We start from the raw sequence: 15,906 nt of genomic DNA, 5'->3' as shown, positions 1-15,906 counted from the left end.
CCTGATGAACAACTATGTTGAAGCATTATATGAAGAAGCGTTAAAACACCGGAATCGTGAGGAAGCAGTAAGGCTGTCTAATTACATGCGGAATCAATTTGAATATATTGGTTTGAGAGCTCCACAAATGCAGGAGGTTTTCAAACAGCATGTGAAGACTCATGGCCTCCCTGCAAAGGAAGACTTACTTGAGGTCATATCTTCCCTGTGGAAACTGGAAGAACGAGAAATGCAGATGAGCGGGGCTTACCTGTTAGATTTAATGAAAAAACAGTTCACCGAAGATGATCTCCAGCTTCTTAAATACATCATCACGACCAAGCCTTGGTGGGACACGGTAGACCATATCGCGAAAAAGCATTTCGGATATTATCTTGAAAAATTCTCGCAGCATCGACAGCCTATTATCGACAGATGGATCGCCTCGGATAACATCTGGCTGATCCGTTCCTGCATATTATTTCAATTAGGCTACAAAGAAAGAACAGACGTGACCATGCTCGAGGATATTATTTCGAGAACCTGCCATACAAAAGAATTCTTCATCAATAAAGCCATCGGCTGGGCACTGAGAGAATACGCAAAGCAAAATCCTGAGAAAGTCTTCGAGATTACGAACAGGCTTCCTCTTTCGAACTTAAGCCGAAGAGAAGCCTTGAAGCATATTGGCGGCAAGAAGTGAAGCCAGAATAAAGGAGCACAGGGCATTTTTATCCCTGTGCTCTTTTAACTTTCCTATATAGAACGATGACCATTTCACAGAAAAACGTCATTCCGATAAAGGTAAAGATGAAGAAAAACGGAGAACCCGTCATCCCGAAAGCCACCTCATTCTGAAGTGTATCAACACTTTCCCATGAGCCTTCGATATCTGGTGTATAATTTATCGTTTTAATGTAGCCTATTCCAAACATACTAAGAAAGTAGATTATATGAAGTGCGATTGACCAAGCGGCCGCTTGCATGAATAGCTTCATATTTTCAGCCTCCTAATAATTTAATTGGGGGCTCTGCGGGCTAAACACAAGAACTGTCTCTTTTCCACTGATCATTTCAGTGTGATTTTCATAACATCACCCAAATACCTCATTGAATTATACCCATAAATTTCAAGCCTTTTAGGAACCACGTTTTCTCCGTCTAACGTTATGGTTTGAACTGTTACAAAATGACGGGGCTCTTCAATTTTTTCATAATCCACCGGATCTGAATATGGATCGTATATAACACCATTTTTATCAACGAGTACGCTTTCTTGTTCCATCCCAGTTGAAATCGTTTCATGTTCATTTTCACCGAAAATATTCAGGTGAAGAGCTTCGAAGGCCCGATCGGCAACTTCATGATTGCTTATCACAACGCTTGTCGGCTGTCCAACTTCAATTTCATCAATACTGATTTTGCTTCCTGCATATTCAAAGGTCTGTGGAAGTGGTTGGTCTACATCCAATTCGACGCTTTTATGGTCTTCAAATGTAAAATAGGCAGTTTCAAAATGAATTTTCAGCTCTTCAGGTTCCTCACCAAAAAACGAATCAAATTGCGTTTGATAAGTACGCCAGTCCATATCTTGCTGAGTGTGTGAAAAGACACTGCCATATTGGTCAACTTTCACTTTTTTACCATTCACTTCGAGATCTCCCAAGTTAAGAAAATCGATCCTTTTCTTTAGCTGTACTTCTCGGATGCCATATTGCAAAATAGTTGCTGTTGGCGCGATCGTTAACTTCTCTAACCGAATGGGAATTCCCTCGATCACTGTTTGTTCAGTTAAAACTATTTCTGTGGAAGGTTGCTTAGTTGCGGGAATTTCGAATTTCCACTCGCCTGATTTATAACCATTGGTCCTAAAGCCCATTTCCATCCCTGCTTCATTATTATCGGCTACCAATTCCTGGACTTGCGTGATTTTCAGTTTAATTACCGCCTCATCTTCTTCTAACGGCTTCAGACTGACCTTTCCGTAGAACACATTCTTATCTCGTTTATTGATCTCGGCATCAAGGTCCGAGAAAGAATATCTCGGATACGCTTCACTTTTCATGATTTGATATTCGTTCTCAACATAAAGGCCATCTTCATAGCTCATAAGATATTTATTGTCGCCCTTGGTATCTTCTATCTCATAAAAAACAAGTGTTTGGGCATCATCAGCAACCACACCTTTGATTTTGATTTTCACGCCATCGCTTTCCGCTTCCAGGTTCACCCTTTGGCCAAGGTCCTGTTGCAGGAAGGTGCGCAATTGTTCATCCTCTTCGGTCCAAGTATAGTAGACATTTGCAAAAGCATCAGTAAAGAAACCAATCCCGATCACGATGGCGAAAACACTTACAAAGACCAGTGCACTTTTCTTAAGCTTCTTAAATTTCTGCTGCCTGTGCTGCTCTTTTTCTGCAAATCGCTCTTTGATATTCGCAATCAAATGCTCCGGAACTGGCAAGTCATTCATCCACTCAGCATGATTCAACATAATCGTGACATCCTGAAAGGCAGCCAAATCCTCCTGACATTCCCGGCAATTGTAGATATGCATCTCGAACTCTATTTTTCCCGGCCGTTCCATCGTTTTTTCCAGATAATCAATGTAGGTATTCTGATACTCCTTACAACCGTTATAAGTTGACCGGTCGAGTTGTTTTCTTACCGACTTTACTCCCGAATACATAAGCTCCTTTAGTTTCCCCACAGAAACCCGTAGAATTTGCGCTGCTTCCTTTTGGGAAAACCCTGCTCCATATGTAAGGATCATCGCTTCTTTTTCATCATCCTCAAGTAGATTAAGTGCTTTAAATAAATCTTTATGGGGTATAATTTCCTCCGACGACTGTAAAGCTTTAGCCTGAGAAAGCTCCCGGCAATTATCAATAAAAATCGAGGTAACCCACAATTCGAATGAGGTATCCCTTTTATATCGAGGCAGTTCCTTATGTACTTTTATAATCGACCGGTAAAATAACTCTTCCATTTGCTGCTGGTTCTGAAGATAAAACCAACCCAATCCGTAAAAGGATTGCTTATGCCGATCGAACCAGCCAACGACAGAATCTATCCCTTTTTCCTGTATAGTGGCAATCGTAATGGATTCCATTTCTGGGATCATAGTTATTCCCCCCTTTAACGCGTCTATCTCTAATTCTATTTTACCTTTAATTTCCTTTTATGCTAGATGTCTTTTAAAAAATGGAATCTGGCCGACATCGTACCTTTTGACTGGAATGGCTTATGTAGTTGGGAGCATCGGGACGTATACTAAAAAAAGCACAGGGTGCGTCCCCGTGCTTTCATATCTTTATAGTGAGGATACTTTATTTCTTCCTGTCCGTTTTGCTTTATATAAGGTATCATCCGCTTGTTTGATGAATTCTTCTAAGCATTGAGTTGTTTCTAGATAGGTTGAAGCACCAAGGGAGATGGTGATCTTGATTTCCTTGCCATTTGGCAGGGTGAATCGATGATTTTCCACTATTCCGCGTTGGCGTTCTGCGATTTCCAGCGCTTGAGAATAGGAACAATTCTTCAATAACAGTGAAAATTCTTCACCGCCATTTCTTGAGACAATATCACTTGGGCGTGAGCAGGTGATTAACAGTCCTCCCAATTGCCTTAATACTTCATCTCCCGCTTGATGACCATACGTATCATTCACCTTTTTGAAGTGATCGATATCAATCATAAGCAACGATAATTTTTCATTAAGCTCCTGGGCACTTTCTATACTTTCATTTAGTGAAGAATCGAACTGTCTGACATTATTTAACCCCGTAAGGAAGTCTGTTGCCGACTGGGTTTTCAGTTGCATAAACATTTGGTTGGATTGAACAATATATCCTGCCAAGAAATACACCAAAACTCCCGATATTGTTGTAATAACCCAATAGTTAACCAAAATTTGGTACACTTGATTTGAAAAGCCCATTAGATACAAAAAGCCGGATGAAATCGTAATTAAGCTGATCAATCCCATAATCGTCCACTTAAAAAAGTCCGGACCCTTTACCTTTTTTTGGACCAGTGCTGCTAACGCCGCAATAATAAACATTATGAGCACAGTGACCAGAAATGTTTCCATACTTCCATCAAAAAATACTAATCTGCTGATATTGATTATGCTCGCGGCTACGAAAGCCGACACGAATCCTCCATAAAAAGCAGACAACAGAATCGCAATATGACGCAAATCCATTATGATCACAGGAGTAATCTGAATACTAAAAGCCATTAACACTGAACCAAGTATTCCCGCTAATGCCCCAAGTTTTAACTTTTGAAGAGTTGTATTCATCTCAGGATTGTTTTTAAATAAACTTCCGCCTATAAACAAAAATGTGATAACAAAACTAGAATGTATAAAAAAATCTTTCAGCAAGATCATACCACCTAAAACGTGAATTTCGACTTCCTTTTATAGAATACGAGATAAGGGACAATTTTGCTATAAAATTAATAGCTATCTTCCTTCCGCCACTTTAGAGTTTAGCAAAGCCAAGCAACAGAGGTACGGTGATGTTGTTTCACAATATGTTCTATTTTACACGAAACAATTTCTTGCGAATGTGGTCTTGTTCACTGCTAATTTAAAAGGTGATTACTTCCATCTAGTAGATTACTTATGTAATGCAATACGATTATTGTGGTGACTTGTTTTACAGGACTGGGTATAATAAATTCAAAGAGAAGAAGGTGAATAAAATGGAGAAAATATTGAATAAGATTTTAGATCGGTTGGATTCGATGGACAAGCGCTTTGATTCGGTTGATGCACGTTTTGATTCTGTTGATGCACGTTTTGATTCTGTTGATAAACGTTTTGATTCCATGGAGAATCGCTTAGACAATTTAGAAAAAGGCCACCAAGCTATACATTCTGAACAGAGTGAGTTGACCAACGGCCAGCAAACTATACTATCTGAACAGAGTGAAATGCGGAGGGAAATGGAATTTTATTATGGCACCTTGATGAAGAAGCTTGATGAAACGAAATCAGAACTATCTAGTGAAATCAAGCATGTTTCCAATGTTCAGAAGCAGCATCAGGATGTTTTAGAGATACTGAATGAAAAACAGCAGTAAGATTGTTCAATGCATACACTTTAATATCCCTCTTACATAATACTTCCTAGGAATCCTCAAGAATACATTAACTTTTCCTAAACTTATCCAAACCAAAAAGTGCCTGTTCCCAGGTGAACATCACTCTGGGGACAGGCACTATTTTTTGTCCTTACTCTAAACCTTGTATCACTAACTCTTTCACTGGCAGGAAGGTTTCTCCGGTGTCCATGTATTTGAGATTAATCTGGTCGCCTTCTTTTACATAGATCGCGAGCGGGTTGGTTTCTGATGAGATGATATAGTTCTTTTTATTGTCCAGCAGGATGGAAACAATCGTGAAGTCGCCTGTTTTTTCTTTGTAGACGCGCATCACGGTTCCACTCGTTTGCTTTTCCTCTGCCTTCGAACTTCCATCCACAGTTCCGCCACCATGCTGCAGTGCAGTTTTATATTTTTTCAATGCTTCATTAGGAGTATTACCAAACACCGATATTTCCGGGTTTGCTGCCGATACGATAAAGTAATTTTGCAGGAAGCCATTCGAATCAAGAACAGGCGTCAACCAGCTTGCCTCTCCATAGAAATTGTAGAGAATCGGCATTTCACCATGCCATTTTTTCTCAATGAACTTCTTTTCAATAATCTGCAACGCGCCTTCAGAATCCATATAGGACTCTTCAAGATTGCCAGTATAGAAGGTCGCCTTTCCAGTCCTTGCGTTCGTCAAGGCATACCCAAGCATGGAGTCGACCCCTTCTTTCGGGCTGGTAAAATCGGTGAAATAATACATATCGCCATTTTCATCGAAAATTGGGCTGACCTGCGCTTCGGTTCCTTCATCAGAAGGCAGTTTTATATCCGTCTTGCCAAACACGCTGTTCCAATAACCATGAATGTAATTACCATAATAGCTGTTTTGCAGACTGACCGCTTCCGGTGAAACGGCGCCGTCAATAAATTCAGGGACATCCTTTAATTCATACGCCTTCGTTTTCCCTGAATCTGGATCAACGACGACAACCCCTGTCACATCAAAACCGTTGCGGGCAGAGATGAACTCACCGAAAGTCTTGATATAATATGGTTTGCCTTCATTGTCGATCTCAAGCTGGGTGTCACCGTAGAAAATCGCCTCGGGATACTGCAAACGAATGTGACGTTCGACATTTTTATTAAAAAATGAAGAAGGTGTATAAAACATATTTGATTTCTTGAATTTTGGATTAGCTGATGAATCAGTAGCACTGATGGTAAAATAACCAGGCGTTGATTTGCCATTCAGCCATTTGAAAAAGCCTGAGAATTCTACCGGAGCAATATAGACATACTCTCCATTGACCTTCTGAATTTGCAGATTCCCAAGCTCATAATAACTCGTATTCGGAACCTGGCCGAACGCCTTTTTCATCTTATTACGCGCAAAATGTGGAGGGACACTCGCCGGTGTTTCCTTTTCATCAAAAGTCGAGATCTCCATCTTCTCCGACATTTTCGCAGACTCATATTTTTCCTCAGCGTTAAAAAGAAAGGCGATCATAAAATACACGCCCAATAGCAAGGTAAGCAAAAATAAGCTCCCCTTAATCATCCTTTCCTTTCCAGCCGCAAAAAACGTTCCAGCAAACGCGATCACAATCGCAAACGGCCACAAAGACGATAGGTTTCGATCTAAATTAAACGCATAATAAAACGCAAAAGTCCCAACTGTAAAAAGGACAACCGCAGCAATCAAAAAGGCTGATGTCATTTTCCTGTCCTTCTCTACCCCTTTAGAAAAAGGAGTAAGAATCAGAGCAGAAGCCAATCCAACCAAAAGAGCAAATAGAATGATATTTCCCATAGAAAAATCCCCTTTTATTTTTGTCCTCTACATATACGAATCAACTGATATAAAGTTTCATGGGGGCTCATACTGGAATGAAAGCGTACTAGATAACTATGACGACCTCTTGGGTGGTGAAAATTAGGTGAACCTGCAATTATTTGGTTGAATGAACAGAATAATTTTTCCGGCGTACTTTTTTACCTTCGATTTTCAGCAATATGATGGATTTACTTAAATGGAGAAAGGAAAAAGCACAGGGTACGTCCCCGTGCTTCTCATAAAAATCACTCAAACGGATATTTCAATCCCCATTGTCCACGAATTTCGTCCATCATTTTCATAATTTTCAATGATTCATCCAATGGAACAACAGGGCTTTCTAAAAGCCCCTGTCTGAGACATCTTCCTACTTCTTCTATTTCAAATGCATAACCAGCACACTGTCTGTCATCGGTAAATGTCTCTGCTTCCTCCCCATCCTTATATAAGGTTGCTGATTTGGCACTGTGGAAAGACGGAATCCGAATATAGCCTTCTGTTCCATGTATGTAAGCTTCGTTCGTTAAACCAATTCGAAAGGCTCCGTTAAGGGTAGCGGTCTTTCCAGAAGGATAGGACATAAGAATAGAAAACTGTTCATCCACACCTGTTTCACCGATATGAGCCGTACTTAGAATCTTCTCCGGTTTCGTTCCGAAGATCATTGATGCAAATGTGACAGGATAAATCCCTACATCGAGTAACGCTCCTCCTCCAAGGGCTGGATTAAGCAATCTCCACTCGGGTTCCCATGGGGCACGGAAACCAAAATCCGCTTTTACTAACAGAACTTCGCCAATTTTTCCACTGTCAATCCATTCTCTCACTTTAACAATTGGAGGCAGGAATCGTGTCCACATCGCCTCCATCAAGAACAGCTTCTGATCTCTGGCAAACTGAATGATTTCTTCTAATTCTCCACTATTCATCGTAAATGGTTTCTCGCAAAGCACAGCCTTACCAGCACGAAGACACTCCAATACATTTTCTTTATGAAAAGGGTGTGGCGTCGCAATATAAATGGCATCGATATCCGGGTCCTGCACCAGTTCATCGTAGCTGCCATATGCACGAGAAACACCATGCTCTTCCGCAAACTTTGCAGCACTCTCTTTTGTACGTGAACCGACAGCAGTCTTTTCGGTATTTTTAGCAAAGTTCAAATCCCTCGCGAAAGCACTTGCTATTCCACCTGTCCCTAAAATTCCCCATTTGATTATTTTATCGTTCATCGATTAATCCTCTCCTTAATAATCACTAGTCAGAACAAACCTTGTTAGTTCATTATACTATTATTAGTTTCGAGAATGTCGTGTTCTATCAATCGGTCTGCCACACCAAAAAGCACGGGTCACATTCCCCATGCTTCATTGCTCCCAATTCCATGGCTATTCTTCCATCTCCAGCTGAAATCCGTGACCTCTTAACTTCTTCTCTAGCTGCTCTATATGTTCATGGTCCTTCGTTTCCACTGATAACTCCAGCTGTGCAAAGCCTGGATAGATATGCTTGCCGATCCGGTTAAGGTTGACGGATTGGATGTTTGCGTTCAGTTCAGTTACGGAGTTCAGCACTCTTTGCATCTCTCCTGGCTTATCTTTCAAAGAAATCGTCAAATGGGCAAACCTGCCGGATTCAACGAGTCCACGTTCAATGATTCGAGAGATAAAATTGACATCTACATTTCCCCCGCTTAAAACAACGGCAACCTTCTTACCGCTAAGCTTCACTTTATCGTAAAGCAGTGCTGCAAGCGGGCTTGCACCAGATCCCTCAACCAGCAGCTTATTTCGCTCCAGGACAAGAAGCATGGTTCGGGCTATTTCCATCTCGTCCACACAGAAAATGTCATCCACATAATTTCTAATGATCTCAAAAGTCTTTAATCCGGGCTTCTGAACAGCAATTCCATCTGCCATAGTTGGGGCTGCTTCAACAGCGACTGGCTTGTTCTCTGTTAACGACTGTTTCATACTCGGACATGCAAGCGTCTGGACTCCATATACCTTAATGTCCGGATTTTTCTCTTTCACCGCCAACGCGACGCCTGCAATAAGTCCTCCCCCGCCAACAGGGCAGACAATTGCCTCGACATCCGGCAGCTGATCAAGTATTTCCAAACCAACTGTGCCTTGTCCGGCAATGACTGCCTCATCATCAAAGGCATGGATAAAAGTGGCGCCAACCTTGTCTTTCAGCTCCAATGCAAAGGCGAGGGCTTCATCAAAAACTGCACCTTCGAGTATGACTTCAGCTCCGTATTGCCTAGTTGCCAGCACCTTGCTGAGAGGCGCACCTTTCGGCATGACAATGCTGCACCGAATGCCGAGCATCTGGCAGGAATACGCAACACCCTGAGCATGATTGCCGGCTGAAGCTGCCACAACCCCGTTTTGAAGCTTTTCAGGAGGCAAAGATATTAGTTTATTATAAGAACCCCTAACCTTGAAGGACCCCGTCTTTTGCAGGTTTTCAAGCTTCAAATATACTTCATTATTTGAGAGATTGCTGAACGTTTTAGAATAATCAAGAGGGGTCGTATGTACAATTCCCTTCATTTTTTCCCGCGCTAAAATCACATCATCCAAGCTCATTTCCAAGCCCCCTGCCTACAATTCAATTTCTTTTTATGTTGCTCAGGTAAAGGAAAAGTATGTAAAAGGGGAATCGTGGGATCACTTACTGTCTCTCAAACCACATATGCTTTAGGTAGAATCCTATCCTCAATTACTCACCGCGAGCATTATGTTACAATGCTGAAAAGGGTTCATCCACGAAGGAGGACGGGTAAAATGGCGTTTTTTATTTCGCTTATTTTCATTGTGATTTCGGTATTCATTTCCCTCATTTTTAAAAATGAACTTGAACGGATGTTTCTTAGAGGAAAGGAGTTTTTTGCTTTTCACATCTGCAATGTGCTAATCATCTTAATGGTGGCTTTTGCAACCCAGGCGGTTATGACGAGATATGTTTTCGAGCAACAATTTCATATCATCAGAGATGTACTGATCCTCATCGCCATCATTTTACCTTTTTACATTTCCGGTCACTTAGCCTTTGAAAAATACAAATCCGTCTACCGTAAATTTTCAGCCGCTGAGAACGGGAAAGTACTAGTTCTTAACGAAAAGTACTTGAAGAAGAAAAAGCTGTTTAAAGGTCTCAAAAACTATAATGCCATGTCCAAGGAAGAATAACTTATATGTAAAAAGACAGCGAATCAATTTCGCTGTCTTAGTCGTGCTTGCCACATGAGACCCACATAAAACTTCTGACAATGTTTTTAAGAAGCAAAGTTTATGCTGCCGATAATTCAGATCCTTGTTTTCGACGGTAAACTACCTTCGATAATAGAACACTGCATTCGTACAAAAACAGCAGCGGGATAATGACAAGTATGTCTGAGAGAAGATCAGGTGGCGTGATTAGGACCGCCGTTACAATCAACACAAAATAGGAGTACTTCCTGGCTTTTTGCAGCCGGTATGGATTTAACACACCCAGGCTTGTCAAAAACATGATAATGACAGGCAATTCAAACAGGAAACCAAAGGGCAGGACCATATGAATTAAAAAACGAAAGTATTTTTCGGTGGTGAAAAACTCCATGAACATGTCTTGTGATAGCGTTAGCAGGAATTGAAACACCAGCGGAAAAATGACAAAATAACCAAAACAAATACCCGCTATAAAAAGCAGAAATAGTGCTGGTATGTAGGCTACTGTTACTTTTTTCTCTTTTTCAGATAAAGCAGGCCGGACAAAGAGCCAAGTCTGATGGGCTGCAATGGGGATCGTCCCTGTTACGGCAATCACAGCCGCAAGCATTAAATAAACCCACAGAACATCACTTGGACCGAGAACGGCTAATTTTATTGATAAATCCTGGACTAGCCAGTGGTAAATATTCTTTACATAGACCAATGCCAACATGACAATGATCATAAAGCTGCCAACGATGATCATCAGTCGTTTTCGCAATTCACCCAAGTGGTCCACCAGATTCATCTGTTTTCCATCCATGAAATCACCTCTTTTAAAAATGCTGTTTTCGTAAGATTGTTGTTAAAATCCTAAAGCCGATTTTAACGTAGTATAAAGCCATTTTGTATGTCGGTATTAAGTCTGCATGCTCTTTTCTCATTACAAGAGTCTACTTTGCGAAGAAATATAGTTCATTCACTTCTAGTTTGTAGTCAATAGCAACAAAGTTTGAGAAAAGAGCTTTAAAAAAAGAAGATGAAAGTATATACCGGCATCTTCTTCTATTCCTTATTGAGTTGCACTGCTTTTATTCTCGTCTTTCTTCGACTCGTCATCCGAAACCAACTCACGTGTTGATTTTTTAAACTCTTTTAAAGTCGATCCAAACGCACGGCCAATTTCAGGCAGCTTGGATGGCCCAAAAATAATTAAAGCAATGACCAGCACTAAAATTAAACCAGGTATCCCTATATTCTGTAACATTCTATAACCTCCATTACTTTAACGGTTCTATCTTGGTCACTTGCTCACCAAAACATAACCGATATGGTAAAAAAGATGTAAACCATACAAAGTGTTTAGCTTACATCTTTTTATCGTATCTGTTAAATCGTTTAATTCATTTTTACTCCGTGGCGTTCAAATGCTGCTGCTTCCAGAATGGACATACCTTGCGCCTTGGCAGCCTTAGCCACTTCTTCAGAAACCTGTGGTGCAAGGTTCGCCGGAGCTGCAAAGGACATTTCCCTTGCGCGAGCAGCATTGCGACGTTGGAATGGTCCCCAAATCGCAAACGTTTTGCCAGGGCTTTGAATATTGACGAAAAGGGTATTTCCATCTGGTGAGAAGGTTGGACCAGCCAATTCTGCACCACTTAAACGATTGGCAGCAAACGGGTACACCTTGCCTTCTGGAGTAATTCCCATAATGCGATCCTGGCCAGAACCATCTTCTGCATACCAAAGGTCGCCCCAAGGGGTACAGCAAATATTGTCCGGATACTCCATTTGCCTTGCGTCATTGCCCTCATAGAATAGCTCCAATGTATTCGTGTGAGGAATATAACGATACACGCGGCCAAGTTTTTTATCACCGGCAGAGGTGTCATCGAACCAGAAAACCCCTTCTTGAAAGAAGGCTCCCTCAAGCCTGGAGAAGACAATACAGTTTTGCGCAGCAGCTTCTTCACGGCACCAGTGAGGATTTACTTCCTTCCAAACAATTTTAAAGGTTTGTCCCGTTTTAAAAGTGCTGGCTGACGGATCAGCGACCGCTTCAATCGCTGCCGCATATAACTTGCCGCCTTTTTGCAGCGCACCCGGCTTTTGGCTCAAGTTATTCGGGATAAAACGATACAGGAAGCTCGGGCTTGCATCTTCGGTTAAGTAGACATATCCTGTTGCTGGGTCAATTGCACATGCTTCATGTGAAAAACGGCCCATTTCTTTAATTGGCGTTTTGGACATATCGTTTTCAGGCTGTGTCGGATCGACTTCGAATACATATCCGTGGCCCTCGGAGCGGTTTTCTTCGCAAGTTAGCCACGTGCCCCAAGGTGTCGCGCCGCCTGCACAATTTCGGATTGTACCTGAAGATGTCACATATTCTTTGATCACCTTCCGATTTGCTCCTACAACTAGAGCGGTAGTACCACCTTGTGCATTTGGGTCATAAGGATTTCTGCCAAAAGCTGGACCTGACGATAATTCATGATTACGAACTAGAATTGTCGTGTTGTTCTGCCCCTCAAAAGCCGCCATTCCATCAAATGCTCCAGGGATCTTGGTTCCGTCTGTCATCAAGTCGCCTTCTCTGGATATAATTTTGTAATGGAAGCCCTTTGGAAGATCGAGAATGCCATTAGGATCTGGAACCAAATCTCCATACCCGCCAAATCCACTGGTTGGATTATCAGCTGAATCCGCAAAAGCTGTTGAGCTCAGTCCCATTACTCCCGTGCTGCCAAGAGTAAGGGCAAGTGCGCTTACCCCACCCGCTTTTAAGAAATCCCTTCTGTTCAAGCCACTATTAGCATTCTGATTAGTCATACCTCATCTCTCCTCATCTATGTATTTTTGAATCTAGTAATAGATTAAATGGAAATTATTAAGGGATAACCAGAATTATGTAAAAATTCAGTATAATAATGGTAAAGACGAATTAACAGTAATTAGCCATTTGTTCTCAAAAAAAAAGACCCAGCGCAGTAAATGTGTCTACTACACTGGGTTCTGTTTATGACGGAATTTCTTCCTTTGCAAATTCAATTTCAAATCCTAAATCCTCTAGCATTCTATGGTCTGCAGTCGTTTCTTGTCCTTCAGTTGTTAAATAATCTCCGACAAAGATTGAGTTAGCAGGATATAGCCCTAAAGGCTGTAGGCTGCGCAGGTTCACTTCTCTGCCTCCGGAGATCCTGATTTCTTTTGTTGGGTTGATGAATCGCATCAGGCACAGGACTTTCAGGCAGTAACGCGGACTCAATTCATCTGTTCCTTCCAGCGGGGTACCGTCAATCGCATGAAGGAAATTGACCGGTATGGAATCAGCGTCCAGTGCTTTAAGGCTGCGTGCCATGTCAACCACATCTTGCTTCGTTTCCTTCATTCCTACTATTACCCCGGAGCATGGTGAAATCCCCGAACTTTTAATAAGTTCCACCGTATTGACGCGATCTTCATATGTATGTGATGTCGTGATGGCTGTATGATGGTTTGCTGAAGTGTTGAGGTTATGGTTGTATCGATCGACACCAGCTGCTTTCAGTCTTTCTGCTTGTGAGGGCTTAAGGATTCCCAGACAGGCACAAACCTTAAGGCCATATTTATCTTTAATTTCCTCTACAGCCGAGGTGACTGTATCAATTTCCTTTTCACTTGGCCCTCTGCCGCTGGCAACAATGCAATAGGTGCCTGCATTCAGGTTGAAAGCCTGCTCAGCACCTTTAAGGATTGTATCCTTATCCATCATTTTATACTTTTGGATAGGTGCTTCCGATATGCTGGATTGAGCACAGTAACCGCAGTTTTCCGGGCATAACCCCGATTTTGTATTGATGATCATATTTAGTTTCACGCTATTTCCATAATAGTGGTGGCGTATAAGGTAGGCTGCCTGAAGTAACTCGAGCAGTTCCTGATCAGGACAATCCAGTATGCTTAAAGCCTCTGCATCCGAAAGCTCATTTCCATTGAGCACACCCAGCGCTAACTCCTTCCAGTATCCCATGCTATTCATTCCCCCTTTAATATTAAGCTGCTTTCCTTAAGTGCTTGAAGCTGCCTTTCTGCAGGACTGTTTTCTCCAGCCTATACCCCATCATGCCAGCGAATACAGCAAGGATGATGTCTTTTGGAAGCGGGACAACCATCCACAGCCAGGCCATTTTATACGTAAAACCTTCCGGGGCCGCAGCCCAGAACTTATAAGCAAAGTACATCCAATTTGTCCCGAATACATAGTTAATGACGAGTCCTGTTAATGAAGCAAAGATAAAGGCGAATAATGTACGATTCTTTTCTACCATTTTCCCTGCGACATAAGCTGTAAAGATAAACGATAGAATAAAACCGAATGTTGGGCTGATAAAAGTAGACAACCCTGCCCCAAATTTTGCGAAGACTGGGACACCTACCAATCCCACCAATGCATAGACCGTCATGGAAATCGCTCCAAGGCGGCTTCCGAGGATGATTCCCGCTAAAATAGCGAAGAAGGTTTGCAGGGTGATTGGCACACCGCCGACGACCATAAACGGTACAAAGGAAGTGATATTCGCACCAATCGCCATGAGACCGACAAACATGGATGCCAGAGTTAAATCTAGTGCTTTAAACTTCATAAAAAAGCGCTCCTTTTCTGTTATATAAAACAAGGATACGCTTTCATAATATTTTATGTCAACTAATAATTAATTTGGTTTACATATATTTTTAGTAGAAAGCCAGAAGATAAAAAGTAACTACGCTAGCTTGTCACTCATCCCCCAAAAAAGGCCCCGCAAGTTCAAGCGAACTTGCGGGAGCCAGAGTAATTCGAGCCTTTTGAGCACTAAGATTTTATTTTCGCCATAATAGTTTGATTCTTCCCAGTCCTTTTCGCTTGGTACAAGCTATCATCTGCAGCGATATGGAGATAAAAAAAGAGGGGATGCCCCCTCGCATTAACTTCTGCCTTATTCATCTTCTTTACTCATTTGATAATAATTCAATAGCTTTTTTATAGTCGTTCCCCGGACACTTTTACTGTTTTCGATTCGGCTAAGCGTATTCAACTTGATGTCCAAGTCTTCACACACTTTTTCCTGGGTTAAGCTCCTTTTATATCTTTCCATTCTCAATATGTCGCCCAGACTCTTAGGTCTCATGTTGTTGTCACAACTCCTTATTAGCTGCCTGCTCGCTTTTTCTTATACACAGTAAAAATCCACATTGAACTTTAGTAGAAATAGTGTTCACCCAAGACAATCGCGTCGTTTTTTCCTCAGAAGTTCCATCCCGATCTTTTGTTGCTCCAATATATATACATCCAATTCCTGGCTCAGTTGAATCGTCCTTTTACTCATGTATCCATTTTCCTTAATACTGATAATCATTTTTCTGCGAGTATCCTCAATTAGGTCCTCCTTAGTCATGACGCTGCACACCTCTTTATCTGCAAAAAATCTTTACAAAAACTTAACTATATTCCTATTTACCCTACTGTTACTATTATGGTAGAATTCACCCTTTTTGAATATTGAGTGTTTGTTCTATCTTTCTAGATATTTGATTTTAGATGGAATAGTACAAAGGTTATAGAATATAAAAAAACTGCCATACAACCTGACTGAAAACGAGTGGTTGCTTGACAGCTTTCAGCCCATCTCCTGAAAAACTGTCACAATAACGAGCTTTTCTTGACAGCTTTGGGTTCCTTTACCTGAAACCTGTCACAATAACGAACCTTTCTTGACAGCTTTGGGCTTCACAACCTGAAACCTATCACAATAACGAGCTTTTTTT

At 41.5% G+C, this 15,906-nt stretch carries 16 protein-coding genes; 3 read left to right on the top strand and 13 right to left on the bottom strand.

Features of this window, described 5'->3' with window-relative positions; all coding sequences use genetic code 11:
* The first annotated feature begins 4 nt into the window (after positions 1 to 4).
* Positions 5 to 682 (top strand): DNA alkylation repair protein, encoded by a 678-nt coding sequence (locus TY49_RS15300; RefSeq protein ID WP_041966777.1) that lies wholly within the window; start codon positions 5 to 7, stop codon positions 680 to 682.
* Positions 683 to 710: 28 nt separating this feature from the next.
* Here the strand turns inward: TY49_RS15300 and TY49_RS15295 are convergent, their stop codons facing one another.
* The 3 genes from TY49_RS15295 to TY49_RS15285 form a co-directional block, all read right to left on the bottom strand.
* On the bottom strand, positions 711 to 977 hold the full coding sequence (locus tag TY49_RS15295; RefSeq protein ID WP_041966776.1) for a membrane protein: 267 nt from the start codon (positions 975 to 977) through the stop codon (positions 711 to 713).
* Positions 978 to 1,048: 71 nt separating this feature from the next.
* Entirely contained in the window at positions 1,049 to 3,103 is a 2,055-nt protein-coding gene (locus tag TY49_RS15290; RefSeq protein ID WP_041966775.1) for a DUF4179 domain-containing protein, read from the bottom strand.
* A gap of 189 nt (positions 3,104 to 3,292) precedes the next feature.
* Positions 3,293 to 4,369 (bottom strand): GGDEF domain-containing protein, encoded by a 1,077-nt coding sequence (locus TY49_RS15285; RefSeq protein WP_041966774.1) that lies wholly within the window; start codon positions 4,367 to 4,369, stop codon positions 3,293 to 3,295.
* A 323-nt stretch (positions 4,370 to 4,692) separates the two neighbouring features.
* Here TY49_RS15285 and TY49_RS23950 point away from each other — a divergent pair, with 323 nt between their 5' ends.
* The gene (locus TY49_RS23950) at positions 4,693 to 5,073 is read left to right on the top strand and encodes a hypothetical protein (RefSeq protein WP_052442201.1); all 381 of its coding nucleotides are present in this window, start codon (positions 4,693 to 4,695) and stop codon (positions 5,071 to 5,073) included.
* Positions 5,074 to 5,224: 151 nt separating this feature from the next.
* Here TY49_RS23950 and TY49_RS15275 read toward each other — a convergent pair whose 3' ends face one another.
* From TY49_RS15275 to ilvA, 3 genes are all read right to left on the bottom strand, one after another.
* Positions 5,225 to 6,895, bottom strand: coding sequence for a membrane protein (locus TY49_RS15275; protein WP_041966773.1), 1,671 nt, complete (start codon positions 6,893 to 6,895; stop codon positions 5,225 to 5,227).
* A 269-nt stretch (positions 6,896 to 7,164) separates the two neighbouring features.
* Positions 7,165 to 8,151 (bottom strand): Gfo/Idh/MocA family protein, encoded by a 987-nt coding sequence (locus TY49_RS15270; RefSeq protein WP_041966772.1) that lies wholly within the window; start codon positions 8,149 to 8,151, stop codon positions 7,165 to 7,167.
* Between the two features lie 156 nt (positions 8,152 to 8,307).
* Entirely contained in the window at positions 8,308 to 9,513 is a 1,206-nt protein-coding gene (ilvA, locus tag TY49_RS15265; RefSeq protein WP_041966771.1) for a threonine ammonia-lyase, read from the bottom strand.
* 198 nt (positions 9,514 to 9,711) lie between these two features.
* On the opposite strand from ilvA, the gene TY49_RS15260 reads away from it, so the two are divergent.
* Positions 9,712 to 10,116 (top strand): hypothetical protein, encoded by a 405-nt coding sequence (locus tag TY49_RS15260; RefSeq protein ID WP_052442200.1) that lies wholly within the window; start codon positions 9,712 to 9,714, stop codon positions 10,114 to 10,116.
* 100 nt (positions 10,117 to 10,216) lie between these two features.
* Here the strand turns inward: TY49_RS15260 and tatC are convergent, their stop codons facing one another.
* From tatC to TY49_RS15225, 7 genes are all read right to left on the bottom strand, one after another.
* The gene (gene tatC, locus TY49_RS15255) at positions 10,217 to 10,942 is read right to left on the bottom strand and encodes a twin-arginine translocase subunit TatC (protein WP_041966770.1); all 726 of its coding nucleotides are present in this window, start codon (positions 10,940 to 10,942) and stop codon (positions 10,217 to 10,219) included.
* Positions 10,943 to 11,191: 249 nt separating this feature from the next.
* Positions 11,192 to 11,386: a twin-arginine translocase TatA/TatE family subunit gene (locus tag TY49_RS15250; protein WP_041966769.1), complete on the bottom strand. Its 195-nt coding sequence runs from the start codon at positions 11,384 to 11,386 to the stop codon at positions 11,192 to 11,194.
* 131 nt (positions 11,387 to 11,517) lie between these two features.
* Complete coding sequence (locus tag TY49_RS15245; protein WP_041966768.1) at positions 11,518 to 12,951, bottom strand: alkaline phosphatase PhoX; 1,434 nt, start codon at positions 12,949 to 12,951, stop codon at positions 11,518 to 11,520.
* 187 nt (positions 12,952 to 13,138) lie between these two features.
* A complete protein-coding gene (gene bioB, locus TY49_RS15240; RefSeq protein WP_041966767.1) occupies positions 13,139 to 14,131 on the bottom strand; it encodes a biotin synthase BioB in 993 nt (330 codons plus the stop codon).
* Between the two features lie 22 nt (positions 14,132 to 14,153).
* Entirely contained in the window at positions 14,154 to 14,744 is a 591-nt protein-coding gene (locus TY49_RS15235; protein WP_041966766.1) for a biotin transporter BioY, read from the bottom strand.
* Positions 14,745 to 15,077: 333 nt separating this feature from the next.
* Positions 15,078 to 15,269: a helix-turn-helix domain-containing protein gene (locus TY49_RS15230; protein WP_041966765.1), complete on the bottom strand. Its 192-nt coding sequence runs from the start codon at positions 15,267 to 15,269 to the stop codon at positions 15,078 to 15,080.
* Between the two features lie 87 nt (positions 15,270 to 15,356).
* Positions 15,357 to 15,536, bottom strand: a complete 180-nt coding sequence (locus TY49_RS15225; protein ID WP_041966764.1) for an aspartyl-phosphate phosphatase Spo0E family protein — start codon at positions 15,534 to 15,536, stop codon at positions 15,357 to 15,359.
* Positions 15,537 to 15,906: the final 370 nt, after the last annotated feature.

Origin of the sequence: Mesobacillus selenatarsenatis SF-1, from assembly GCF_000813125.1 — a bacterium.
Classification (GTDB): domain Bacteria; phylum Bacillota; class Bacilli; order Bacillales; family Cytobacillaceae; genus Mesobacillus; species Mesobacillus selenatarsenatis.
This window is presented reverse-complemented; position numbering and strand designations above follow the sequence as displayed.